Origin of the sequence: Metallosphaera tengchongensis (genome assembly GCF_013343295.1) — an archaeon.
GTDB classification, from domain to species: Archaea; Thermoproteota; Thermoprotei_A; order Sulfolobales; family Sulfolobaceae; genus Metallosphaera; species Metallosphaera tengchongensis.
The window spans coordinates 651,957-676,945 of the sequence record NZ_CP049074.1 but is presented as its reverse complement, the minus strand read 5'-3'; the positions used below and the strand labels follow the sequence as shown (position 1 = coordinate 676,945).

Below are 24,989 nucleotides of genomic sequence, written 5' to 3'. Positions count from 1 at the left end.
CTCACATGTAGGCAGATGCCCTATACTTGGCCATAGTCATTGCCCTAGAGTAGCACTCCATAGCTTGATCTGATATGGCTGACCACCTGAATCTAGAGTCGACCTTCTTTACGGCATTTTCCCTTACTTTATCCCAGGACTTTTCCTTAACATTTGGCGAGATCAAGTTTAGTAACCCGTTCTCTCCTGTTTCACCCATCTTGGAGAGCGCTACAGCATCCACGAGGGCGTTCTTTATGGATTCTATGTTCTCTTTCTCTGCAAGAAGCCCGTTACCCATCTCGTTTGACCTGACGTCGTCCACTATTTCTGTAAGTCCTCCCACGGCAGAAGCGACCACTGGGGTTCCAACAGCCATGGCTTCAATTGCTGTTATTCCAAATGGTTCCCATCGAGAGGGCATGACCGCGACTGAAGCTGCGTAATGCCATAGTTTGAACAGGTTTGGCTCAATGGAGCTTAGGGCAAATATCCTCACGTTGTCCTTCAACTCTGAAGCTCGATCAATTAGATCCTGGAGAAGCCCGTAATCGTCAGACGGGATCCCCAAGATGACTAACCTTGCATCAGGGATCTTCTCAACCACTCCCCGGAACGCTCTTGTTAAAAGGTCCACCCCCTTTTGGTATACGAGCCTACCTGCAAAAAGGACAAGTTGCCCTCTCTCCAAAGGTTCGTAGCTCCAATCATCCCTTATCCCAAGTCTCTGTCTGTTGTTCCACAACATGTTCCCAGTGTTATAGTCGTTAGGGACGAATCTATTATTTCTTATTGAAGAGAATAACGTAGCCCTTAGTTGAGCTCTATTATCTGTACCCATGAATTTGTTAGCGTACTCTCTGACCTGGTTAATGTCCCAATCTGTTCCGTTATAGATAACGCAGGACTTATTTTCAGTGAAGTTACCTGCAAAAGGTATTAAGTCGTAAATGAGGTAACTCCTACTAACTGTGGTAATGAGATCAGCTTCGTAGAAGCCGAACCTCTCTATCTTTCCTTCACACATGTCCCAAAGGCTTGACGTCTGCCTCAACACGTGCTTTGAAATCATCCACACGTAGTGGTTACAGTTAACTAGTCCGGACCACTCCTCTGAAGCGTAATGCCAAGGGGCACCCACCTTGTTCAAGAGATGAACGGTATAAACTAAGGGAACTATTACCCTCCTCTCTTCCAGGCTCATCTTTGCCTTAACTCCAGGGACAACGGCATGCCAGTCGTGGGCATGGATCAGCGAGGGCACGTTTTCCAGTTTCAGGGTAGAGACCAAATGATCCATAGCCCTAGCCAGCAACGCCGACTTCTCCATTGAGTTCTCATACACGTTCCAGGAATCCATTATCCGTCCTGTCTGGTAATCCATACCCTTAACCATTATGATTTCTACACCGTCCATTTCTCCCAGTTCGAACCCTAAGTTGAAAGGGTACACATTACCGTCCATACCTCTCCTCGTCCCACTGACTGAAGTGGGCAGTTCTCTCAGCTTTAGCCTAGATCTGTACATTATGTCCATATGCCTACCGTGAGAGGGCATTATGACCGAGACCTTCACCCCTTTCTTCACCAACGAAGTACTAAGGGCGTAAACTGCCGCACCGAGACCGCCGGACGTCGTTATTCCTTTCATTTCGAAGGCGATCATCCACACGCTTTCCAGGGAGTCCGGTATCCATAACGATTCAATTCTTCTCACTGCCTAACCACTCCTTCAGATACTTGATGTGATCCTTAAGGGTTTCATCCCTCTTTATAATTTCCTTAAACTCGTTCTCGTTCCAGGCTACGTTAACTCTCCTCCCCTCCTTGTAGAAGAAGAATGGGTCGTTCTTAACTCCAAGGGTAGTTAATTCCTCATGAAGGAACGAGTTTACAGCATAAAACTCGTTGAGGAAGGCGTCAATGGGAGAATTATATGCGTTGAAGTACGAGTGAACCTCTCCTGGTCCTCCACCCTCAGTAAAAAGGTAGTAATAATTGTCGCTGGTCGTGAAGTACCTCCAGGTCTTTAGATAGTCTCTACCGAGTTCCTTAGATGGCATTTCGCACCTCCTTACAGCCTCATCATATGCCCACTGCATGATATTTCCAAGCCAACTGGAGTGGTCTTTCCTTATGTCAGCCCAAGAAGAGATCCCCTCAATATCTAAATCGTAATATGGGCTGTCCTCAACCTCCCTGGGTAGGTTCATATCTACTCCAGCTCTGTATAGCTCCCTGGGTAACCACCTCAAGAAGTCCAAGATCCCGGACTCCCTCCACTGATGCTCTCCGAAGGTTTCATAGTCCACGAAAAGGGTAACTAGCTGACCTGGAGACGACTTGACCCAGGATGAGAACTTCTCAGCAGTCAGGGGGTATTGATCCCACTTTACGTTTGAGAACCTAAATGCAATGTCATCACTAAGGACGTAATTTCTAGGGAGGACAGAGATTCTTCCCCCTTTCCTCCTATATACGTAGTTGGGACTCCTTCCCTTAAGCACTTGCTCCTTGCCCTCCATCATAATGCCTTTGAATCCCATTTTCTCGGCTTCCTCCGCAATGACCTGATTGATGAGAAGTTCTGTGTTCTCAAAGGTAACGGGAGAGTAGTGAAGTAGAGACCTTACAGTTTCCATTTGCGTCCTAACTTGCTCTCTCCACTCTGTTTTGTCCTCCCATAGCGAAGAAATGGAATGATAATAGGTTTGGGCTAGAAACTCGACCCTCTTGGTGGAAGACAGAAGCTGTAGAAGGTCTAGAAAGTCCTTTCCCCACCTCTCGGCCTGCTCCAAAAGTGTTCCAGACGTCGAGAAGAAGAACTTAACCTCCCTCCCCTCTTCCTCCCCTGCCTCTATTTCTTCAAGGATAATGTTCGTGGCAGGAATGTAGCACTTTTGTTTTACCCTCTCGAATATCTCTCTGTTCAGCCTGTTATCAAAGTACTTTTCCTCTGGCGTACCAGTAAACCTCGGGTTCCAAAAGGCGTCCTTTCTTATCCTAAAGGGCTGGTGAACTTCAAATCCCATAATGATCTTGGTCGTCATAATATACTTAAGAGAGAAAGGCTAAATATAAATCATGAAGTGGTCCCCAGAAGAAATTAAGGTGATTATCCCCATAGGGGGAGAAGCCACTAGAATGCGACCTCTGACGGTTGAGACATCGAAGGCGACTGTAAGGCTTCTAAATAGACCTCTGTTAGAGTTTCCTATCTTAGAATTAGCTAAACAGGGAGTGAAGGAGTTTATATTTGGAGTGAAAGGTTATGTGAATTACAAGTCAATCTTTGACACCTTTAAGGAGGGAATAGGATTCTCAGCTAGGTACCGGATAAAACCAAGGGTTCATTTCAAGTATCAACCGAGGGTTGACAGCATAGGAAATGCAGATTCCGTAAGGATTAACATGGACTATTACAGAATTGACGGTATTACTCTCGTCATCCAAGGGGACAACCTGATAAAGCTGAACCTTCAAGACCTTATCGATTACCATCTGTCTAGGGGTTCCCTAATGACGATTGTGTTGAAAAAGTGGAAGGATGTCAGGGAGTTTGGGGTGGCTGACCTGGGAGAAGACATGAGGATTAGGAGGTTTGTGGAGAAACCGAAGGAGGGAGAGGCTCCGTCCAATTTGATAAACACTGGAGTTTACGTTCTCTCTCCCAAGATCAGGGATATATTCAACAGTGAGGAAGTAAACTCAATGAGAGAGGAGGGGAGGATGGACTTCGGAAAGGATATAATCCCCTACTTGATATCCAAGGGCTACCCAGTTTACGGTTACGTTACTGAGTCTCTGTGGTTTGATGTGGGTACTCCGGATAGGTACCTTGACGCCATGAGGGTTCTTCTTGAAAACCTGGAGGAGAAAGAGATGGGTGGCAAAAGGATGGATCAGATAAAGAGAATCTTTGTGCAAGGAACTAGCCCTGATTCCATAAGGAGAAGGAACGTCATCGCTACGAAATACAGGAGGGGGAAGCTAAAGATAGAGGGTAGCGTATTGATAGGGAGGCATTGCCAAATAGGTAATAACGTTTACATTGAGAATTCCACCATTGACAACTTCTCCATTGTAAGGAACGACGTAAAAATTGTAGGAAGCGCGGTAATGGATAGATCGTACATTGGGGAGGGAGTAATAATTGAAAATTCTGTCATCTCCAGGCATGTTGAGATTAGAGGAGGAGCTAAAATAGTAGGAAGCGTTATAGGGGACAACGTACTTATAGATGCTAACACTGAGATCGTGAACTCCAAGATTTACCCACATAAGATCATAAACGCAAATAGCAAGATTCATGACACGGTATTAACCTAGATCTGAATTACACGGTTCTTTAGATTACATTATATATACCTGCCAGACCTAGCGTGAGAACTCACGACGCTACTCCGGACGTTCCGCGAAAGAATATGTTACAGTTGATGAAGGCCTTGCCCTTTAGGGAGGAAGTCAGTAACGTAAGTTCTCGAAGATATGAAACGAGTCCTTGGCAACCGGAGTTACCCCACAGGGAATTGAATGGTCAATTATTCCATAAACTTGAAATTAGTTTCCTTCGCTAAAGTGTAGTGGTATGAGTTCTAGCTTATTAACTGCTTTGAGTGAACTAATGATGAAGGATTCAATAGAACGTAATTCTAGAACTTTTGAAGGGCTGATGGATTATGAGGATGGCAGGGATAGGAAACGGCAGGATTCTAGTTAACTTCGATGAGAATGGAAGGATAACGGACTTTTATTACCCCTATATAGGGATGGAAAACCAGACCTCTGGATACCCTATTAGGGTGGCGATATGGGACGGTAAGTCGATCTCTTTAGATACATCGTGGAAAACTACCATGACGTACGAGGAGGGAGTAAACCTTGTTGAAATAAAATGGGACGTGCCCAACCCGGGATTGGAAATAACTTCCTACAATTTTGTCGATACCAATGAGCCCATATTTTACTCAATTCTTAAGATTCTCTCCAAGGGTATAGAAGGGAAAATTAAGCTCTTCTTTCTTCATGACTTCAACATATACTCCAACCCCTTCGGAGATACTGCCCTATTTGACCCAAATACTTGGTCGCTAATTCACTACAAGTCCAAAAGATATCTGTCAATAAGACTAATGTCTACTGCTATTAATTCCATGGAGTTTTCCACTACCAAAGGAAATCCCATGGATGACATTCAGGACGGAAGATTGGACGGAAACCCAATATCTCACGGTGACGTGAGGTCTGCTGCCGGAATAGAGCTGAATTTAAGGAAAAACAGCTTCGCCAAGGCATATTACGTAATTGGAGCATCGAGGGGCCTTGAGGAGGTGAGGAAGCTCATAGGAAATGTAAACCCAGCTCAGGTCGAGAGCACCTTCGTGTCTGTGTACCAGTTCTGGAAGAGTTGGCTTTCAAAGAGCGCTTGGCTCTCGGATCATGAAAATTGGCTCTACAACGTAAGCCTCATTACTATAAAAAATCACATGGACATAAATGGATCAATTATTGCCTCCTCTGACTTCTCCTTTGTAAACCTTTACGGGGATTCTTATCAGTACTTCTGGCCAAGGGACGGGGCAATAGCTGCACATGCCTTGGACATTGCAGGTTACGGTGAGCTTGCCATGAGGCATTTTAATTTCGTCAAGGATATAGTTAGCTCAGAAGGTTACCTTTATCACAAGTATAACCCCAACAGAACTTTAGCGAGTTCCTGGCATCCCTGGTTGTATAACAATAAAAAAATCCTACCTATTCAGGAGGATGAAACTGCACTAGAAGTCTGGGCAATGGGTAACCACTTTAGAAGATATAAGGATTTAGATGAGTTAACGGAGATATACCGACGATTCGTAAAACCTGCACTCCACTTTATGATGCGTTACATGGAGGACGGTTTACCCAAACCTAGCTTTGATCTGTGGGAGGAGAGGTATGGCATTCATTTGTACACAATATCCACTGTTTACGGGGGGCTAACTCAAGGGGCGGAACTTGCAAAGGGCATGGGGGACGAGAGTCTGGCTGAGGACGCCCTAGACGTAGCAAAGACCATGAAGGAACAGACGTTAGCTAAACTCACCAATGGAAGGAGGTTCATAAGGAGATTGGACGAGAGCTATCAACCGGACGACACAGTTGACGCAAGTATGTACGCACCGTACTTTTTCGGTATGTTGGAACCAGACCATCCTCTCATGGTTTCAACAGTGGAGGCCATAATTCAAAAGTTGTTGATTAATGGAGGAATTGCTAGATACGAGAACGACATGTATCAAAGGAGAAGTTCTAAACCTAACCCTTGGATAATAACAACCCTGTGGATAGCTCAATACATGATAGACCTGAAGAAGTCTGACAAGGGGAAGGAACTTATCAACTGGGTAGTTGAAAGGGCGTCTCCCTCTGGTCTTCTGCCTGAACAAGTAGATCCTGAAGGCTTTCAGTCCACGTCAGTTATGCCTCTGGTCTGGTCTCACGCCGAATTTATAATCACCTTAAATAAATTGAGAGGAAAGTATTAGCTACATGTTTGACCCTATTGAGTGTGAGGAGAGGGAGTGGATCATTCCTACAGGCACTGGGGGGTATTCTTCATCTTCTATCTGTGGTGTAAACTCTAGAACTTACCACGGCCTCCTCATCATACCTCAGGATCGTCCTCATAGGAGGTACTTAACACTCTCTAAGGTCGAGGACTTTCTGGTAACTGACGAGCACGAGTATCCACTGTCCACTAACCATTACGTAGATGACGTCTTCTACCCAGAGGGATTCAGGTTCCTACACAGGGTGGACTTGGGTAAGAACTTCGTGACCTGGAACTATACCTTTGGCAACTCAGTTGCGAGGAAGTCCTTGACGGTACACCGCGGATATGATGCCATTACCCTCTCGTATGAGACTGAGAGGGGGTTTTTTAGAATTTGCCCCCTCGTAACCTTCAGGAGTCATCACGTCGTAACAAAGGATAGACATCCACTGATCACCGTGGATACCAACAGTGAGATTACTCTAAAGGCTAACGGAATCCCTTTCATAAGGGTAAACGTTAGGGGCGATCATAAGGTGGAGACTACCAGTTATTGGTACTATAATTTCTTCTATCGTCTAGATTACGAGAGGGGGAGCAATCACTTGGAGGATCTCTTTAACCCATTTTGCGTGGTAAGTAAGGGAAACCGGATAGAGATCGATGCGTATTGGGGGAACTTCGTTAGGACCGTAGAAATCCCTAGATCTCGGGAAATCTTGGACGTCCTCTCCGATACCGCTCAAAGCTTTCTAGTTAAGGGAAAGACTGGCTACGCCATAATAGCAGGATATCACTGGTTTGACGAGTGGGGAAGAGATACCATGATAGCCATGGAGGGGATCCTACTGGTTAACGGGCTTTACGAACAGGCAAAGGGTATCCTTCAAAGGTATTTCAACGCGGTCAATGAGGGTCTAATGCCAAATAATTTCCTTGGGAACAACGAAGTAGTCTATAAGGGGGTTGACATAGCTCTCTGGGGAATCAACGCTCTTTATAAATATTTCAATTACACTGGAGATCTAGACTTCGTGAGCAGACTCTTCCCTAAGGCTTTGGAGATAGTGGATTGGTACTGGAAAGGCAACGGAATTATTTACAATAGGGGGAATCTACTTTACCATATTGGAGCTCCACGGACGTGGATGGACGCGCAATTTGACGGTGTGGTAGTAACCCCAAGGGAGGGGGCTACTGTAGAGGTCAACGCGCTATTTTACAATGCTCTAATGATCGTAGATGCTCTGGCTAAGAAGTTGGGAATGAAAGAGGAGGAGTTTGCTGAGAAGGCAGATAAAGTCAGATCAGCCTTCAATGAGAAGTTCCCCTCTGAGTTCGGACTGTACGACTACATTAAGTGGAATGGAACCCCAAGTGAGGAAGTTCGACCTAACCAGATTTTCGCTCTCTCTCTTCCGTTCCCCGTTGTAGAGGGCGAGACAGCTAAGAAGGTCATTAGTATAGTTGAGAGTGAGCTCCTTAGACCCTACGGTCTAAGTACACTGTCCAAGAGGGATCCAGGATACATCCCTTTCTACAGAGGCGATAGAACCTCCAGAGACCGCGCTTATCACAACGGACCTGTGTGGCCTTGGCTGATCGGTGCTTACGTTGATGCTAAGCTTAATTTTGATGACAATCCGTTAGAACTGAAAGGGCTAATAAACAAGTTTGATCCGTTGCTAAGAGTTGCCCTGAGAGAAAACGGGTTTCTCCCAGAGCTCTTTGAGGACATCCCCCCATATAGAATGGGGGGATGCATTGCCCAAGCGTGGAGCGTCGCTGAGGTCAATAGAGCTCTGAGAAGTATACTTAACAAATCCTGATTGGAGAGTCTCAGTCGTGAGGGAAAGATGTTCCTATCGATAGGACGTGCAAGCGGGAAGAATCTAGATTTAGTCTTGGTAAAAAATCACTGGGCTTGAAGTTTGCGATTTATTTCTTCCTCTGGTCCAGGAACACCTGCAACTTATAACCAGTCCACGTTGTTTTTCCTGGTTCTACCCACTCAATCTCCACATCGTCCTTATCCAGTCCTATTCTCCCTGCCAATATCTCCCTCGCCCTCGAGTCGTAGGCGGAGTCCACCATGTTTCTTCTGGTCTCAACTCTTATCTTTAGCTTGTCCATCTCGTTGTTATATATTATGACGTTAAACATCCCAGTGGTCTCAGGGATCTCGTTTACGGCATCTTCCACATATATGGGAAGGAGTAATTTACCCCTTACCTTAAACATCCATTCAACTCTACCAGGTATTGGCTCTACGAACCTTGAGTGGGTTATTCCATATGTGGGGTCAGGGTCGGTGGTGAACTCGTTCTTAACGTAATCACCTAGACTGTACCTTATCAGGGGCATCGTAAAGTGGTTAAGGAGAGTTGCTATAAGTTCTCCTCTCTCTCCTATTGAAGCAGGCTCATCGGTCTTAGGATCAACTATATCGAAGATCTCCATGTCATCCCAAACAACTAGCTGTCCATCAAGATTTGGAACCTCCACAGCCATGTGTCCGTCAGTTGTACCCCACACGCTAATCGCTAACTTAGCGTTCGGATGAACTTGGAAAAGCTTCCTCTTTGTATTCTGGGCCGCTGCGCCTCCATGGAGTAGCAGAACCTTGAAGGGCGATTCCCATCCCTCAGCCTTAGCCTCCTCTCCTATTAGCCTATGGAGCCAGGGCGTTGTAGCTAATACGTCGACCTTCCAGAGCCTGAAAATGAGGTTATGCCTAGACTTCCAGGAAAAATATGTCTCTCCCCCTCCTGCTATTGCAGTGGCTCCACACCTCCACATGGCTGTCTCCACTACAGGCGGTCCCCAGCTGTAAAATCCGCTCATGTTTAGGTAGTTTGCATATACTGTGGTGGGTTTCACTCCAGCAAAGGTCCAGAGATACCTGGCCTGGGCCTCCTCGAAGTAGTCCAGTTCCAATTTCCCCCAGCCTTGGAAAGTGGGGAGACCTGTGGAGCCTGAGGTTGCTCCCACGAACCTGATCCTTTTGGCCAGCTCTGGAACCATAATTGAACCAAACGGTGGGTTCGCTGAAAGGTCCTTCCTTAGCTCGTCCTTTCTTAGGATAGGGATTTTCACCACGTCCTTCCAGTCCTTAACTACTTCCGGATCGAATCCCTTGGACTTCCAGAAGTTCCTGTAAAACGGAACGTTTTCCCAGGCCCACTTTACTATTCGCCTTAGCCTAAGGGATTTTAACTTCTCCAGTTCCTCCCTCTTCATGGTTAACGTCTTCTTGTTCCACAACTTCTCAGATGGATTTGGTGGGTACTCTGTGGAGATGTACCCCTCACTTCTCAGCTCCCTGTGAATCGCCTCATATTCTTCAAGAACTGTCATGAGTAGAATGAGTTTAAACTATTTAAAAACTTTAAGTATTATGCACGTAGAAGCCTCGGCCTGTGGACTTCCCTAGTTGGTTTGACGATACCATTTTCAGGAGTAATGGGTTGGGCATATATGCGTCGTAACCCTTTGAGTAAATATCCTTCAGTTGACTTACAATTGAGTCTATTCCGAGCTCATCTGCTATTTCCATAAGTCCCTTTGGGAAATTAAAGCCTAGCTTCATAACAGTGTCTATTTCCTCGGCGTTCACTATTCCGTTCTCCATTAGCCAAGCACCTTCGTTGACAGCAAGGGATATTACCCTCTCCGGAGGGACCCTACTATCCTGGGGGAGGGGTACTTTGGAGTACTTACCTGGGGCCTGATAAGAGTAAAACCCCTTACCTGCCTTAACCCCAAGTTCCTTGCTCTCTACCTTCTTATTATAGGAGGAGCAAGAGACGTCTTTGGCCCCCCTGCCAACTATGACTTTCCAAAGATCCACTACCACGTCCAACCCGACGTAGTCCGCAAGTTCAAATATCCCCATCGGTAATTTCAACTTGTTCCTGGCTGCAGAGTCCACCTCTTCCACGGTAGCTTCTCCAGACTCCACTTCCCTACACGCCTCTTGTAACAACCTTAAGAAAATTCTGTTGCTTACAAAACCGGGTACTTCAACCTTAAGCCTAACTGGAACCTTTCCCATTTTCTTGGCAAGATCCACAGTGAAGTTAGTAACCTCCTCCGTAGTATACTTGCTCGGGATAACCTCGACCAACTTCATGAGGGGAGGGGGGTTGAAGAAGTGCATCCCTATGACCCTTTCCTTCCTCGAAGTAATTTCTCCTATGTCACTAATGGGGATCGAGCTAGTGTTGGTGGCTAGGACTGCATCCCGTGGTGTGATTTTATCTAATTGCTCGAATACTTTTCTCTTTAAATCTAAGATTTCAGGTACAGCTTCAATGGCGAAATCCACTTCTTTAGCAACCTCGTAGCTTGTGGACATTTCGATCCTTCTCATCACCTGCTCAGGTGATTCCTTGATTGTACCCCTGTCGTAAAGCCTTTTTAGGGACTCCTCCATTCTCTGCTTTGCCCTGTTGAGAATGTCCCAGGAGATGTCTATTAGCTTGACCTCCATACCTGAAATAGAGGCTACTTCTGCAATACCATGTCCCATGGTTCCTGATCCAACAACCGCAATTCGCATAAGAGTTTACAGAAGAACCAGTTAAAAAGAGTAAACAGGAGCTTAAGTAACGTTGTTTAAACACTTTAAACATTTTAAGTTGGAATTGGAGTAGATAGTTATGAAAGCTGCAGTACTTAATGCGTACAAGGAGCCCTTAGTGGTGGAGGAGGTAAACATCTCTCAACCCAAAGAAGGGGAAGTAAAGGTTAGGGTGAAAGCTACTGGGTTGTGCCACTCGGACGTAAACGTTTTCGAGGGAAAGACCCCTGTTCCCACACCTGTGGTCGCAGGTCACGAGATATCAGGGGTCGTTGAGGAAGTCGGATCTGGCGTAACTAGGGTCAAGAAAGGCGACAAAGTCATTTCTGCCTTCATTCACCCATGCGGTAAGTGCAGGAACTGTGTATCGGGAAAAGAGAACCTTTGTGAAACTTTTTCCCAGGTCAGACTTAAGGGTGTAATGCAGGACGGAACCAGCAGACTGAGTAAGGACGGGAAGGAGATAAGGACGTTCTTGGGAGGAGGATTTGCTGAGTACGCCATAGTGGGCGAGAACGGGCTAACCAAAGTCCCAGATGATATGGACCTAGAGAAGGTAGCTGTGCTAGGATGTGCAGGGTTAACAGGTTACGGAGCCGTTTCCCTCTCTAGGATAGAGCCCGGTGATACAGTGGCGGTAATAGGAGTAGGTGGGGTTGGCCTGTCCACAATACAACTGTTGAAAGCTTCAGGGGCAGGACGGATTATAGCTGTAGGTACAAAGAAGTGGAAGCTCAATAGGGCTCTGGAGTTAGGTGCTACGGACGTGGTGAACTCGAAGGAGGTTGACCCTGTTAAAGCTTTAAAGGAAGTTACTGGGGGAGGTCCTGAGGTAATTATAGAGGCTGGAGGTAACGAGGAGACTATACACATGGCCTTGGACTCTGTGAGAATAGGAGGTAAGGTGGTTCTAGTGGGATTGCCCCCAGCAAACGCCATGATACCAATTAAGGTTGCATCGGTTGTAAGGGGTGGCATAGAACTTGTGGGGAATTACGGTGGTAGACCTAGGGTAGACATGCCCAAACTCCTGGAACTCGTAAGATTGGGCAAGTATGACCCAAGCGCTTTGGTAACAGGAAGGTACAAACTAGAGGAAATAAATGAAGCTGTGGAACTCCTAGAAAAGGGGGAAGCGATCAGGAGTTTAATAGTGCCTTAAGGTTTTAAATAACTAGATTGTTCACCAAACACTTAAATCAGTGGTAAGTAAACCTAAACTCCTCGCTATATCTCTTATGGAAATTACACCTATTATTTTTCCGTTCTCCTTTATAACGAGGTGCCTAACGCCCTTATCAGCTAGCAATAGGGCTGCTTCACCCACATCCATACCTGAGTCTGCTGTGACTAGGTTGGTGCTCATCACTTCCTCAACTCTTGTGTTAAGAGGCAGATCGGATGCTATAGCGTATATGATATCTCTCTCGGAGAGTATGCCCTTAGCCTCCTCCCCTATCCTAACCAACAGAGATCCAACCCTCTCTCTTTTCATGATCTTAGCGGCCTCAACTATGGTGGCGTTGGGGCTTACACTAACAGGTTCTCTTGAGATTAAATCTTTCACAGTCATTGTATTTACTTTGGGCGTTTAGGTTAATAAAGCTCAAATTGAAACTAGTCTGTTAAACTGAACCGTCTAATTTTTAATTTATTTAAGTCTGTTAAAACCTATGAAGGCTGTAGTAGTCAAGGGAAAGAGGGAGGGATACGAGGTAAGAGATGTAGATGACCCCAAACCTGCACCTGGGGAGGTCACAATCAAGGTAAATAGAGCAGCGCTCTGCTACAGGGATCTTTTACAACTTCAAGGCTTCTACCCTAGAATGAAGTACCCAGTGATACTAGGCCATGAGGTAGTTGGCGAAATCGTTGAAGTTGGGGAGGGCGTGGTCGGGTTCTCCCCAGGAGATAGGGTTACTTCTCTGCTCTACGCTCCGGACGGAACTTGTAACTATTGTAGGAAGGGAGAGGAGGCTTACTGTCATTCAAGACAGGGCTATTCTGAAGAGCTTGACGGATTCTTTGCCGAGCTAGCTAAGGTGAAGGTTACGAGTTTAGTGAAGGTTCCAAAAGGTGTCTCAGATGAAGGAGCAGTTATAGTCCCTTGTGTGACAGGAATGATCTATAGGGGGCTAAGAAAGGCTAAGCTTGAGAGAGGGGAGACTGTGCTGGTCACGGGAGCGAGTGGCGGTGTAGGCATTCACGCCCTTCAAGTGGCCAAAGCTTTAGGGGCGAGAGTTATCGCTGTCACTACATCCGAGAGCAAGGCTACTCTACTGAAGAAGTACGCAGATACCGTAATAGTCGGGAAGCAATTCTCCGAAGAAGCTAAGAAGGAGGACGTAAACGTCGTTATAGACACCGTAGGAACTCCTACATTTGATGAGAGTCTGAAATCTCTGTGGATGGGTGGAAGGATAGTCCAAATTGGAAACGTAGATCCATCTCAGTCGTACACTCTTAAGCTGGGATATGTAATACTCAAGGACATAAGTGTGATAGGCCACGCGTCTGCGACTAGGAGGGATTTAGAGGAAACACTAAAAATTACTTCCGAAGGGAAAATAACTCCAGTGATAGCAGGTACGGTGTCGCTGGAGGAGATCGATAAGGGATATGAAATGCTGAGGGATAAAAACAAAGTTGGGAAAGTCCTTCTTAAACCTTGACCCTTTATTATAACGTGAATTTAGCCACTGTAGAGGTCTAAAGATCTCTTTAAGGACAGCCAAACGAAATCTCGAATCTAAGCTTTGATTAACCTGAGACGCCACACCACTGAAATGGAGACAAATTAAATCTTATTGGTATAACCTATTTAACTTCCTGAGTCACATATTACTTAATGGTGCCAGAAAACAGGGAGTTAATTAAATCCCTTATGCAAGCTAAGGAAAGTATAGTCTCGGGGGAAGTAAAACGTGGTGTAGAGATAATAGAAAAAGTTGTAAATTCATCAAACATTAAGCAATCAAACTGGGTAATCTGCAACGTAATCGACGCAGCGGAATGTGAAACAGTAGTGGAAACTTTGAATCTGATCGGGAAAATATTTGATATAACAGCTTGCGGAAACCTCAAGAGAGTGGTCACTTGCTTTATGAAGAAGGGAATAGACTCAGATTACGTAGATTTAGCTCTCTCTGCCCTAGTTGAAAGGAGGAGAGAAGATCAGCTAGACAAAATTCTGGCTGAGGTGAGCGAGGTTGACCCTAGATTTTTGGTTAAGCTTGCTCAGGCCTACGCTAAGTTGGGGAACAAACGCAAGGAAGAGGAGTTGTTGAGGCATGCCTGCGAGAAAGGTCTTAAAGAAGCTTGCAGAGATATTAACCAAGTTTACTCCAGAATAACATGAAACGGAAAACCAAAATTGTAGCTACCTTAGGCCCCTCATCGGAGAACTTGGTTGATAAACTCCAACATTTCGTGGACGTTTTTAGAGTGAACCTAGCCCATGGAGACGATGAATCTCAAGAGAGGTATTTTAGGCTCCTTAGAGAGAAGGCCCCTAATTCATCAATATTGGCAGATCTTCCAGGGCCTAAGCTCAGAATAGGTGATATACCCAAGATGGAACTCAGGCGAGGACAAAGGGTTACTTTCTCACCTTATCATGATATTATAGTAAATGAGCCGATATTTTTTTCCAGTGTTATTCCAGGTTCGATAATTCTCCTCTCTGACGGTATGATTAAGGTAAAGGTAGAGGAGGTAGAGAAGGACGAGGTAAGGGGAGTGGTTCTCACTGATGGCATCCTAACAGCTAGAAAGGGAATAAACATTCCTGACATGAAGCTTGCTTCTGGGCTCACTGATAATGATCTGAGACTAATGAGGAAAGCCTTAGAGATGGGAGCAGATTACCTGGGACTTTCCTTCGTTCTCAGCGAAAATGACGTAAGGAAGGTAAAGGAGTCGGTTGGCTCTAGGGTTTGGGTCATATCTAAGATAGAGAAGGGACAGGCGGTGGACAGACTCTTCAATATAGTGGAGGAAAGTGACGCCGTAATGGTTGCTAGGGGGGATCTAGGGGTGGAGATAGGCTTAGAAAACCTTCCTTACGTTCAGAGGAAAATCATAAGAACCTCCAAGCTTCTAGGAAAACCTGTAATCCTTGCAACACAAGTTCTTGAATCAATGGTCAATAGCCCACTTCCCTCTAGGGCAGAGGTGATAGACGTAGCCAACTCTGTTTACCAGGGGGTTGACGCCATAATGCTGAGTGACGAGACGGCAGCAGGGAAATATCCGTTGGAAGCGATTCAGTATCTGGACCAAATCATCTCGTCTTCGGAGGATAAGGTAAAACCACTAAGACCTTCTCCCATGAGAAGCCCCGATGATGCTATAGCCTACGCTTCGCTCTCACTATCAGAGCTCTCAAGATCAGAGGTCATTGCGGTTCATAGTAGAAGCGGCCTCTCCGTCATAAGAGTCTCGAGGCTAAGGCCAAAGGCTACGATTCTAGCCTTATCTCCTGACAACTCCATAACCAGGAAGCTGAAACTGTGTTGGGGTGTCCAACCTGTCTCTATTCAGGAAACCGCCGGGAACATCAACGATCTAATCTCAATTATCGAAGGGAAATGCAGGGAGATTGGGATAAAGGGTAACGTTGTGATAGTTGCGGGGGATCCGAAGATGGAGTCTGGGAGGACTAACCTTCTCAAGCTCCATTTCATCGACTAATGCCTTAACAGGGAGAGAAATAAGTTTAAATTATACAGTTTAAGTTTATACCTATGATGGAGAGTATAAGTTTGCCCATCACAATACGGGAGTCGAGAAAGAGCGACATAGAGGGGGTCTATAGACTTTACCAATCTCTCTCCCCTGAAGATCTTTACATGAGGTTCTTCACTTTTCACAGGGTCTCTCACGAGGAGATAGAGCAGTTGTTTAGTAGACAGGACCACGTTACGTTGCTGGCTGAGTCTGACGGAAAAATAATAGGAGAAGCAACCCTTTATGATGACGGGGAGTTTTCTGTGGTTGTTGACCCCCATGAAAGGAGGACGGGTCTAGGAACCTCTTTGGTTTCGGGACTTATCCGTAAGGCCAGAGAACTAGGGCTAAAAACTATATTCTTTTACACGTTGCCTGAAAACTACCCCATGATTAAGATAGGGAAAAAGTTGGGATTTAGTCTCGAATATGAGGAGGACCAGGTGAAAGGTACCCTTAATTTAAACTAAAAAGGTTACCAATCATATGGGCAAGTGTAATCCATGATACCTAGTTTCTTCCTAGCTAAACTGCACAGGGGGCATATATTTACTTGGTCTGCATCAACTAACTTTTGCGAATAGTGCCTCACCATTTCCATAAACTCCTCGTCCATCTCCAGGATCTTTTTATTCTCGCTGTCTGCTCTTTTCCCCTTAAGATAATAGCTTACTTCGGCAGGGGTAAGTCCTAGAAGCGATGCAGCCTTAAATTGGGAAATCCCATCTTTGACTAATTGTTGGACCAACAACGCCTTTATGCTTGGAATTATGTCCTTCATCGCGGTTTCGCAAGGGATCAATAACTTTCTTTCGTTAGTTTTCATTATTTATATCTCACGTTAACACCATTTAAACCTTTCTTACTCATAAAGGGTTTCGAATCAGTTTTTCTGTCTTCCTGTCGTGATAGAAGAAATGCAAGCTCGCCCGTTAGGGCGTGGAGAAGGTCAGATGATTAGACAGACCACTAAATAATTTGGAAAAAGAAAATTATTTTATTCTCAGTTCTTTTTAAGAATTCTATAAAATTGAGATTAAATGTTAAGAAAGCCCCGTACTTAAGCTTCACTATAATCACCTTATAAGGTATTTTTATTCACCATTTTTGAGAGGAGAAAGATTTATAACTACCTTCTTTTTAACTCTAATATGTCACAAAATTCCATTTTCAATTACCTTAGATATTCCACTATAATTTCATACTTCTTCTCATCTATTGCTGCTGTGGTTTTCATGGTATTGGCCATAATAAGGGCAACTTTCGACGCCGCCTACGCTTACGATATCTCAGGTACATATCAGGTTCCTAATATAGCTTTACTAGCTTTGGAGGTAGGAACCCCGATATTCTCCATAATGTTTGACGCGATTGTTATTTTAGGCATACAATTAATGTTAAACAAGATATATTTAATGAACATAATGAAATCCAGTTTAGTTATTATATTAATGTTAGTTATATTTGCCTCCGTATTAACGAGCAAGGTCGGAAGTCCATTTGATGAGTTGACGCAAACAATATTCATTGGGAGTGGCGTCTTTGCGATGGTTTTCAATGGAGTAGCAATGATAATTTCTATATGGATGAGAAATATTGAGAGGAAGATGTATGAATGATTTTGAAACCAGCCATAAGTTGGCAACAGGTATCTTCGCTTAAAGCCCCAATGATCTACTGGAGGAACGTCATTGTGATTCTAGAGAACCCTACCAAGGTATTTCTAGTCGACGCTTGGAGGGATCAGCTGGGGAAGTACGTCCCACCATCACAAGTTTCTATCTTTAAGTACTATTATAAGATTGGACAAGTTGACGAAGAGTCTGTTAAATACCTTGAGTGTGTTGCTGACGCTGTACAACGCAAGGTGAGACCACTTATCGTGAAACGGTTCAATTGTGAGAAGGATATAGTGGTGATGTTGCCATAGATGTGGAGTCATTCATCAACTGTTTAGGGAAAATAGTAGATCTAAGTAGGACCTCTGATCTTCAGTGGTCCTTTAAGTTAAGGGAAACCATATTGCTCACTGGGACAGTGGAGCTGAATCCTGGTATGGTTACTGAATTAATTATAAGGTTTAGAAACCCTGAAGGAATGGGAACTATCAGGGTAGCACAGGGTAGGATTTTAGAGGTCAGTTACGAGGGGATACTAGCTCTCGTCTTGAGACCTAAACTAAGGGAATGCTCACAAATTATAGCTGCTAGCAACAGGAAAGGAACGTATAGCTAAATGCTATTTCTTAGCTCTTGAACCTTAGAGATGACTAGATTTACCATTTCCTCAAAGATAACTTTACCCAATTCAGCCTTAGACTCTATTTTCCCTCTAGCTACAACTCCGTTGGTTCCTCCTTCCTCTGAGGAGAGCGTCTCAAATGTACCTTCAGCGAAGTGAACCTCCCTTGGTATAAGCTCATCCTTTACTAGATCTGGGAAGAGGAACTTCATTATGGAAGTCTCAATTGTGCCGGCATGAAGATCATTATATTCACGGAAGAACCTATGCTTGGTAAGATTTATGACCATAACTTTGAACGACCGTACTTCAAAGTTCAACCTTCGCGATACTGTTTCCAATAAGTGCGAGTTACCCCCATGACCGTTAATTATTATAGCTCCCTTTAACCCAAGGCGTTTGCACGAGGTCAAAATATCAGTAATGGCGGATATGAACGTAATCTGATCCAAACTGACATGTGGTAAGTTTCCGTGTTCGAAGGAACATCCAAAGTAAAAAGTGGGTAAAATAAGTACCTCCTTAACTCTCCTTTCAACCTCCTTTGCGACCATTTCAGAAATAATGGAATCGGTTCCCATGGGAAGATGCGGTCCGTGTTGCTCTACACTTCCCACAGGTAAAACCCCGATTAAGGGGAAGGTCTGATCCTTAGTGATATCCAAAAGTCTCATCTTTTACCAAAGTACTTTTAGTCGGATAAGTTAAAAGAAAATAAGATGATGAGCTTCCAGGCTCATTGAGCTGTGATGTCTGGTTGCAAGATCTGATTAACAGCTAACCTAGTTCTCTTCAAGTTTTCTACAGAAGGTTTAAAAAGTGGATAAAACACCTCCCTCTTCCTGACTACTTGCGGAAGGCGGAGAAAAGCTTATATCTTTGAAGTGAACATTTATACTTTTAAGTGAAGCCAAATGCAGTACAAGAAAGTCTTTGAAGGCATAGCCTACTCCATAGTGGAGGACGAGGAAGCATCCGTTGTTTTCCTTGAAGGAAAGCCCATAGTGGGCTCCTGCATAGAGCACGGAAATCACGACATGTTCGATATAAATTGTCCCCACGTGGAGAGACTACTAAAGAAAGTTTTTTCCTAAAAACTACCTCTGTGCAATTGCAGCTATTTCTATAAGAGAACCCTTGGGTAAGTCACTCACTTGTACAGTAACCCTGGCAGGGGGCTTGTCCTTAAAGTATTTAGAATAGACTTCATTAAACTTTGAAAAGTCCGATAAGTCCTTAAGGTAAACAAAAGTCATTACAACGTTTTCGAAACTAAGCCCGGCAGCTGACAGTACGCCCTTCATGTTTTCCATAACCCTTTCGGTCTGTTCCCTTATTTCTCCCTTCACAACCTCATTGCTTTTTGGATCCACCGGGATTTGTCCAGATATGAAAAGAAACCCGTCTGTTAGAATAGCCTGGGAATAAGGACCTATGGGTTGGGGAGCGTCCTTTGAGAAAACTACGTCTTTCATGTGTGGAATAAGGCGAAGCGAAATAAATTAGTGTCTGTCATAAATCTGTCAGTATAATCAAGGTCTGAATGACTGTTTTTAATTCCTACATATGTATTATAGATCATGAGATTGAAAATATCCTTAATTGAAATAAGTTCGGAGGTTATACCCCATCACCTCAATGAAAGTGATGATGATATCTCAACGGTCTCGCACCTCCTGGTAGAGGCTCTAACTAAGGGAATGCCCTCAGAGGTCGTGGACATCGATGAAGGGAAAGTATTTATGGCTTCCCTGCTCTCCAGTAGACTAATCGAGGGGATACCGTACAACCTAGATCCGAGCAGATGGGGAGGAAAGTATTACTCCGGTGACGTCTCTGCAACCATTGGGGAGACCCTTACCTATGCGTTCCTTGAGGAAAAGTTCGACGTAAAGTTCACTGATATAGTTCCGCTTAGGCAAGTCAAGTATCTCGGCTACTCACCTGATGCGTTAGTAGATGCTGGAAAAAGTCCAACCCTCCTTACTTACCTTGGGGGAAAAGGTTTTCTTTTCATTAATGCTAGGGGATCCTTTAGGTGGTCACAGAACTGGTTAACCAGAAATCTGGTGCGTGACCTGATTCAAGTGGAGAAAATTAGGTATCCAGATAATTACGGTCTCTTGAGCTATGTATACAGAGATGAGGGATGGAACTTGGCAGGTGTGGTGATTAGACCTTGAACTGCTCAGAGGAGATTTCAAGGGCTTACTACCTGTCATGGGTCGGGGATAAAGCCTACGTGGATAGGGTAGTAAGCCAATGTATCAAAGAATTTGAGGAGAGAGATCTCATTAAGGATATAAGAAAAGTCATGGAAAGGATAAATCAGGAATGGCTCGTTCCGGCATCATTGAGGGAAGAAGGTGTTGATTCCCACAGGCTCGTTAGAAGTACCCTCCATGAGTTTCTGAGGAGACTGTCAAGGAGCACTGAGTTAAGAGACGTCAAGGAACTTGATGGGATAAAGTATAGCGTGAGTGATCTAGGTTTTACCAAGATCTTGAGAGGATATTGCGAAAGGTGTTACGGATTTGAAGTGCAGAACTGGGATGACGGTTTCGGAATAAGATATGAGAAACTAATCTACGCCCAAATCACAAAGGATCCAATTTCAGCCTTAAGGAGGCTTACAACTAATTTCTGAATCTACCCTAAAGTACGAGGCTTTCCTCGTTTTGTAATTTTTACACGATGCGTTTCAATCTCCTTTACGGAAAGTGGCAAGAAATAAAGTGGAGGATAGATTTTTAATTAGGAAACAGTGTAATATTTTATGTCTTTGGATAAACTTTTCCACCCTAGATCCATCGCCGTGATAGGGGCCTCACGAAACAGGGAGAAAGTGGGCAACGTTATTTTCAGAAACATCTCCTCAAGCTTTAGAGGTAAAGTATACCCTGTAAATAATAAGGCAGAAAGAATCGAAAACGTCACGTCCTTTAGGTCAGTAAAGGATATTCAGGACGATGTTGACTTGGCCATTATATCAGTACCCAGGGAATTGGTTCCAGGGGTAATGGAGGATGTTGGGGAGAAGGGGATAGGTTCTGCAGTGGTCATAACTTCAGGATTTAGGGAAGTAGGAGAGGAGGGAGAGAAGTTAGAGCTAGAGATCTCCAAGATAGCTGAAAAGTACGGGGTGAGGTTTCTAGGACCTAACACTATGGGGATAATCACTCCCGATTTCAATGGAACCTTCGCCTTCGCTGACGTTAAGAAGGGAGAGATAGCATTAGTAGTTCAAAGTGGTGGGATAGGTGCTTACATGCTCAACTGGGCACAAAGAACTAGGACAGGTATAAGTTTCCTGGTCAGTTTAGGAAACCAGGCTGACGTAAAGGAGTATGAGGTTATTGACTACCTTTCTAAAGACCCAGAGACTAAGGCCATTTTCATTTATATTGAGGGGGTCTCAGATGGTCAGAAGTTCCTAGACCTTATGCCTGAGGCATCTGTCAGGAAGCCCTTGGTCTTCATAAAGGGAGGGTCAACTTCTCAGAGCGCTGAGGCTGTGAAAACTCACACGGGAAGCTTAGCGGGGTCATATGAGGTGTTTAAGGCAGCCATAAGGACAATAGGAGCAATCTTTGTGGAGGATTTGAGGGACTTTCTCAACTTATCGAGGTTGGTGAACTCCTCTGAACCTATTAGGGATGATATCCTGGTTATCACGAACTCTGGAGGGCACGGTGTTTTAACTTCAGATGCGATTTCTAGGGCTAGGTTAACGCAAGTTAGGCTACCTGAGAGGTTAAACCAGGAGTTAAAGAAAGTTTTACCTCCCCAAAGCCTTCCAAAGAACCCGCTAGACCTATCTGGGGACGCTGGGAGAGACAGATATCTTAATGCCCTCAAGGTAGTTCAGGATTTGGATTGCACTAAGTTGGTCATAGTGCAGTCCCTTCCTTTCATAAGCTGTACCGAGGTAGCCAAGGTCATCCTAGGGTTTAAGGGGAAAGGGATAATCGCAGTAACCATGGGCTACGACGAGGACTCTGCTTCTAGAATATTGGAGTCGGCATCCATACCTGTTTTCTCCTTTCCCGAGGAGGCAGTTAACGCGTTGGCTAAACTTGTTAGGAAACCTACTCCCAGAAAGAAAATGAGAGTAAGCCAACCTGTTAACTCAGCTATGGAATTGGTAAAGGGAAAGACAGTCTTGTCGGACTATGAAGGACTTAAGCTTATGGAGACCTACGGGATAAGAACTCCTAAGTGGGGTGTAGGCGAAACATATGAGGAAGTTCAAAGGGCGGCAGACTCCATAGGGTATCCAGTAGTTATGAAAATTTCATCAGATGTCCCAGTTCATAAGACGGAACTGAAAGGAGTTTTTATGAACGTGGAGAGAGACATGGTGAAGGATGTTTTCGCCAATCTCTCTAAGATATCTAAAAGGGTCATGGTGCAGGAGCAACTGGGTGGGATAGAGGCTTACGTGGGAGGAATAAGGGATCAGGTCTTTGGACACACTGTGGTAGCTGGAGTTGGAGGGATATACGTAGAGGCATTAAAGAGCGTAACCTACGGGATAGCCCCAGTCTATGAGGATGAGGCATTTGAGATGCTTAAGGATAGCAGGTTAATAGACATGATAAGGGCTAGAAAGAGAGGATACGACGAAGGATCCATTATTAGAACTATAGTTAATGTTTCTAGGCTAATAATAGACTTAAACGTTAATGAATTAGATATCAATCCACTCATTGTCAATGAAAGGGGAGCCTTTGCTGTTGATGTCAGGGTAGTTCTAGGTTAAGAGCTGTGTAGTTATTCTACTGACCTCCTCCCCGCCCTGAAGGGCGAGGCCTGTCGTTCTTTTGTCACTACTTTAAGATTCTGAAACCTAGTTTTGAGGGCTAGGATAAAGAGAGGAATGAAAAAAGGTAAAGCCATAACTGGTTTTACGGAAAACCGGTGAAGTGCAATGCGAGAAATAGATCAGACTAATCCTAACGTCGAGTTCCCCCAGTTCCAGCTGGACATGACGGGACGTCGTAGGAAATGATCGTTTTATTTTAGAATAGTCTATTTATTTTAGAATAGTCTAAATGAATGATGTATCTAACAAATCGCATGAGAGAGCTACACACTTATTTATGAGAGTTTAAAGATAGATTAGACGTCGCCTCAAGACTAGCTCAAGATCCATGTAATACAATCCAGTGTGCTCAGATGACCGATGAGCTTAAGACGTATCGCGTCTTCTCTTTAGTTTCAAAGCAACGGTTAAAAACCATAAGGGTACAGGATCTATCATGACTGTAAGATGCATCAACTGTGGTAGGGAAAGAGAAGGAAACGAAGTTAGGTGTAGATGCGGCGGTATCTATAAGGTTGATGTAGACTTTCCTTTTCAAAAAGATCTTAGATTGAATTTTCCCTATATAAAGAAATGGGTGTCCTTGGGCGAGTGGAACACCCCGTCCGTGAAGCTCGAGAACATTACGTTCAAGTTGGACTTCTTAAATCCGACAGGTTCCTATAAGGATAGGGGTTCTGTTACTCTGATTTCTTACCTTTCCCAGAAGGGGATTACAGACATAGCCGAGGACTCTTCGGGAAACGCAGGCGCCTCAATGTCTGCCTACGGAGCTGCTGCAGGAATGAAAGTCTCGATTTTTGTTCCGAGTAAGTCTGCCAGTGGTAAGCTGAAGCAGATACAGGCATACGGAGCTCATGTGATAAAAGTCCAAGGAGATAGAGAGTCTGTTTCCTCAGAGGCTGAACGTTCAGGAGCCTATTATGCATCCCACGTGTTGCAACCTGAATTCAGGGACGGTATAAGATCCTTAGCATATGAGATAGCAAGGGATGGGGGATGGAAGGCTCCAGAAGAGGTTTATTTGCCCACCTCAGCAGGCACCCTTCTCCTTGGAGTTTACGAAGGGTTCAAACACCTTATCAATCAAGGCGTGATTCAGGAAATGCCAAAGTTAGTTGCAGTTCAAACGGAGCAGGTAAGCCCTGTGTGCTCTAAATTTAATGGCGTTCCCTATTCCCCTCCCCGTGAAATAACTTCAGTCGCAGACGCCCTAGTATCCACAAAGCCTGTACTATTAGATGAAATGATAAAGGTACTAAGGGAAACGGGGGATTGCGTCGTAGTTTCTGAAAACGAGGTAATGGAGGCGTGGAAATACCTAGCTAGAAAGGGTCTTCTTGCGGAATACAGTTCTGCAGTCGGTCTCGCTGGGTTATGGAAACGTAAAGCGAACGATGCAGTGGTAGTACTTACAGGAAACGGGCTAAAGGTTATCTAGTATATCTATAACTTCATCAAAGTTGATGTATTACCAAAGGTTTTGAAGGTGTTTGAGCCTAGTCCTACCTATCCGAAGGAAACTTAAAACGTGGCTCAACGATCTTAAATCTTGTAAGGAAAGGATGAAATTTCCATGTCAAGCAAAAACCTTTGCCTACTCATAACGACAGCACCAAACAAGGGTAGAAAATGTAGAATTGAGGTCCTGAACAGGATATTACCCCACGATAGTGAGGCAAGCGTAGATGAGGTAGTAGCAAACGTCCTTCTGGTTAACTCCAAGCTACCAAGCCAACTCTGCTACGGATTAGTAATCTCTGCACCGCCTGCTTGCGCCAGAAAGGTCTATCCTATTGTTCTATTCTCTCCGTCTACTTACCAAGACGTGCTGGAAACCAGTAAACTACTCCTAGATAGGCTACGAGGGACGTCATATGTGGAATGTTTTGTCAGAGGGGGCTCCCTGGATTGCAGAGTTCTTCAGATGGCTATAGGTGGACTTCTAAAAGACACCAAGATAGATTCTAAAAATTACAGCATTAAGCTGACGCTTAATGTGTTAAAGGACGTTACTACTTTCTCGTTGCTCTCCAAGGGTCAAGAGAAAGTTTCAGTTAAGTCTCCGGGCCAAAATATAAGGTAGTACTGACCACTTT

25 protein-coding genes are annotated in these 24,989 nt (G+C 44.5%); 17 read left to right on the top strand and 8 right to left on the bottom strand.

The window, feature by feature from the left end; translation table 11 throughout:
• Position 1: 1 nt before the first annotated feature.
• Both GWK48_RS03525 and GWK48_RS03520 read right to left on the bottom strand, forming a co-directional pair.
• Complete coding sequence (locus tag GWK48_RS03525) at positions 2-1,696, bottom strand: glycosyltransferase (RefSeq protein WP_246263889.1); 1,695 nt, start codon at positions 1,694-1,696, stop codon at positions 2-4.
• Positions 1,683-3,029 (bottom strand): glycoside hydrolase family 57 protein, encoded by a 1,347-nt coding sequence (locus tag GWK48_RS03520; protein WP_174629656.1) that lies wholly within the window; start codon positions 3,027-3,029, stop codon positions 1,683-1,685. The genes GWK48_RS03525 and GWK48_RS03520 overlap by 14 nt, the downstream gene beginning before the upstream one ends.
• A 34-nt stretch (positions 3,030-3,063) precedes the next feature.
• On the opposite strand from GWK48_RS03520, the gene GWK48_RS03515 reads away from it, so the two are divergent.
• The 3 genes from GWK48_RS03515 (at position 3,064) to GWK48_RS03505 (ending at position 8,343) form a co-directional block, all read left to right on the top strand.
• Complete coding sequence (locus tag GWK48_RS03515) at positions 3,064-4,308, top strand: nucleotidyltransferase family protein (protein WP_174629654.1); 1,245 nt, start codon at positions 3,064-3,066, stop codon at positions 4,306-4,308.
• A gap of 350 nt (positions 4,309-4,658) precedes the next feature.
• Entirely contained in the window at positions 4,659-6,506 is a 1,848-nt protein-coding gene (locus GWK48_RS03510) for a glycoside hydrolase family 15 protein (protein WP_174629653.1), read from the top strand.
• A gap of 4 nt (positions 6,507-6,510) precedes the next feature.
• Positions 6,511-8,343, top strand: a complete 1,833-nt coding sequence (locus GWK48_RS03505) for an amylo-alpha-1,6-glucosidase (RefSeq protein ID WP_174629651.1) — start codon at positions 6,511-6,513, stop codon at positions 8,341-8,343.
• A gap of 109 nt (positions 8,344-8,452) precedes the next feature.
• Here GWK48_RS03505 and GWK48_RS03500 read toward each other — a convergent pair whose 3' ends face one another.
• Positions 8,453-9,871 carry an acyl-CoA synthetase family protein gene (locus tag GWK48_RS03500; protein WP_174629649.1) on the bottom strand — a complete coding sequence of 473 codons (1,419 nt, stop codon included), beginning with the start codon at positions 9,869-9,871 and terminating at the stop codon, positions 8,453-8,455.
• Positions 9,872-9,902: 31 nt separating this feature from the next.
• A complete protein-coding gene (locus GWK48_RS03495) occupies positions 9,903-11,075 on the bottom strand; it encodes a 3-hydroxyacyl-CoA dehydrogenase (protein WP_174629648.1) in 1,173 nt (390 codons plus the stop codon).
• Positions 11,076-11,175: 100 nt separating this feature from the next.
• On the opposite strand from GWK48_RS03495, the gene GWK48_RS03490 reads away from it, so the two are divergent.
• Entirely contained in the window at positions 11,176-12,258 is a 1,083-nt protein-coding gene (locus GWK48_RS03490; protein ID WP_174629646.1) for a succinate-semialdehyde dehydrogenase, read from the top strand.
• 21 nt (positions 12,259-12,279) lie between these two features.
• Here the strand turns inward: GWK48_RS03490 and GWK48_RS03485 are convergent, their stop codons facing one another.
• Positions 12,280-12,669: a CBS domain-containing protein gene (locus GWK48_RS03485; protein ID WP_174629644.1), complete on the bottom strand. Its 390-nt coding sequence runs from the start codon at positions 12,667-12,669 to the stop codon at positions 12,280-12,282.
• 100 nt (positions 12,670-12,769) lie between these two features.
• Between GWK48_RS03485 and GWK48_RS03480 the strand changes: the two genes are divergently transcribed.
• The 4 genes from GWK48_RS03480 to GWK48_RS03465 all read left to right on the top strand — a co-directional run bounded on the left by GWK48_RS03480 (position 12,770) and on the right by GWK48_RS03465 (position 16,294).
• Entirely contained in the window at positions 12,770-13,768 is a 999-nt protein-coding gene (locus GWK48_RS03480) for an acryloyl-coenzyme A reductase (protein ID WP_174629642.1), read from the top strand.
• 176 nt (positions 13,769-13,944) lie between these two features.
• Complete coding sequence (locus GWK48_RS03475; RefSeq protein ID WP_174629640.1) at positions 13,945-14,454, top strand: DUF1955 domain-containing protein; 510 nt, start codon at positions 13,945-13,947, stop codon at positions 14,452-14,454.
• The gene (gene pyk, locus GWK48_RS03470; RefSeq protein ID WP_174629638.1) at positions 14,451-15,788 is read left to right on the top strand and encodes a pyruvate kinase; all 1,338 of its coding nucleotides are present in this window, start codon (positions 14,451-14,453) and stop codon (positions 15,786-15,788) included. Before GWK48_RS03475 ends, pyk begins: the two co-directional genes overlap by 4 nt.
• Positions 15,789-15,841: 53 nt before the next feature.
• Entirely contained in the window at positions 15,842-16,294 is a 453-nt protein-coding gene (locus GWK48_RS03465; RefSeq protein WP_425487485.1) for a GNAT family N-acetyltransferase, read from the top strand.
• A gap of 5 nt (positions 16,295-16,299) precedes the next feature.
• Here GWK48_RS03465 and GWK48_RS03460 read toward each other — a convergent pair whose 3' ends face one another.
• Positions 16,300-16,650, bottom strand: a complete 351-nt coding sequence (locus GWK48_RS03460) for a transcriptional regulator (protein ID WP_174629636.1) — start codon at positions 16,648-16,650, stop codon at positions 16,300-16,302.
• A gap of 325 nt (positions 16,651-16,975) precedes the next feature.
• Here GWK48_RS03460 and GWK48_RS03455 point away from each other — a divergent pair, with 325 nt between their 5' ends.
• The 3 genes from GWK48_RS03455 to GWK48_RS03445 are packed head-to-tail and all read left to right on the top strand — an operon-like array spanning position 16,976 to position 18,059.
• On the top strand, positions 16,976-17,443 hold the full coding sequence (locus GWK48_RS03455) for a hypothetical protein (RefSeq protein WP_174629634.1): 468 nt from the start codon (positions 16,976-16,978) through the stop codon (positions 17,441-17,443).
• The gene (locus GWK48_RS03450) at positions 17,440-17,754 is read left to right on the top strand and encodes a hypothetical protein (RefSeq protein ID WP_174629632.1); all 315 of its coding nucleotides are present in this window, start codon (positions 17,440-17,442) and stop codon (positions 17,752-17,754) included. Before GWK48_RS03455 ends, GWK48_RS03450 begins: the two co-directional genes overlap by 4 nt.
• Before the next feature lie 2 nt (positions 17,755-17,756).
• Positions 17,757-18,059 carry a hypothetical protein gene (locus GWK48_RS03445; RefSeq protein ID WP_174629630.1) on the top strand — a complete coding sequence of 101 codons (303 nt, stop codon included), beginning with the start codon at positions 17,757-17,759 and terminating at the stop codon, positions 18,057-18,059.
• Here GWK48_RS03445 and GWK48_RS03440 read toward each other — a convergent pair.
• Positions 18,056-18,739, bottom strand: coding sequence for a creatininase family protein (locus tag GWK48_RS03440; protein ID WP_174629628.1), 684 nt, complete (start codon positions 18,737-18,739; stop codon positions 18,056-18,058). The two genes, GWK48_RS03445 and GWK48_RS03440, sit on opposite strands and share 4 nt — an antisense overlap.
• A gap of 240 nt (positions 18,740-18,979) precedes the next feature.
• Between GWK48_RS03440 and GWK48_RS03435 the strand changes: the two genes are divergently transcribed.
• Entirely contained in the window at positions 18,980-19,159 is a 180-nt protein-coding gene (locus GWK48_RS03435) for a hypothetical protein (protein ID WP_174629626.1), read from the top strand.
• A gap of 3 nt (positions 19,160-19,162) precedes the next feature.
• Here the strand turns inward: GWK48_RS03435 and GWK48_RS03430 are convergent, their stop codons facing one another.
• Positions 19,163-19,540, bottom strand: a complete 378-nt coding sequence (locus GWK48_RS03430) for a RidA family protein (RefSeq protein WP_174629624.1) — start codon at positions 19,538-19,540, stop codon at positions 19,163-19,165.
• Between the two features lie 105 nt (positions 19,541-19,645).
• Between GWK48_RS03430 and GWK48_RS03425 the strand changes: the two genes are divergently transcribed.
• The 5 genes from GWK48_RS03425 to GWK48_RS03405 all read left to right on the top strand — a co-directional run bounded on the left by GWK48_RS03425 (position 19,646) and on the right by GWK48_RS03405 (position 24,976).
• Entirely contained in the window at positions 19,646-20,248 is a 603-nt protein-coding gene (locus tag GWK48_RS03425; RefSeq protein WP_174629622.1) for a hypothetical protein, read from the top strand.
• Positions 20,245-20,712, top strand: coding sequence for a hypothetical protein (locus tag GWK48_RS03420; RefSeq protein ID WP_174629620.1), 468 nt, complete (start codon positions 20,245-20,247; stop codon positions 20,710-20,712). Before GWK48_RS03425 ends, GWK48_RS03420 begins: the two co-directional genes overlap by 4 nt.
• Before the next feature lie 129 nt (positions 20,713-20,841).
• Positions 20,842-22,827 carry an acetate--CoA ligase family protein gene (locus GWK48_RS03415; protein WP_174629618.1) on the top strand — a complete coding sequence of 662 codons (1,986 nt, stop codon included), beginning with the start codon at positions 20,842-20,844 and terminating at the stop codon, positions 22,825-22,827.
• A 496-nt stretch (positions 22,828-23,323) separates the two neighbouring features.
• Positions 23,324-24,331 (top strand): pyridoxal-phosphate dependent enzyme, encoded by a 1,008-nt coding sequence (locus tag GWK48_RS03410; protein ID WP_174632491.1) that lies wholly within the window; start codon positions 23,324-23,326, stop codon positions 24,329-24,331.
• A 135-nt stretch (positions 24,332-24,466) separates the two neighbouring features.
• Positions 24,467-24,976 carry a THUMP domain-containing protein gene (locus GWK48_RS03405; protein ID WP_174629616.1) on the top strand — a complete coding sequence of 170 codons (510 nt, stop codon included), beginning with the start codon at positions 24,467-24,469 and terminating at the stop codon, positions 24,974-24,976.
• The last annotated feature ends 13 nt before the right edge of the window (positions 24,977-24,989 follow it).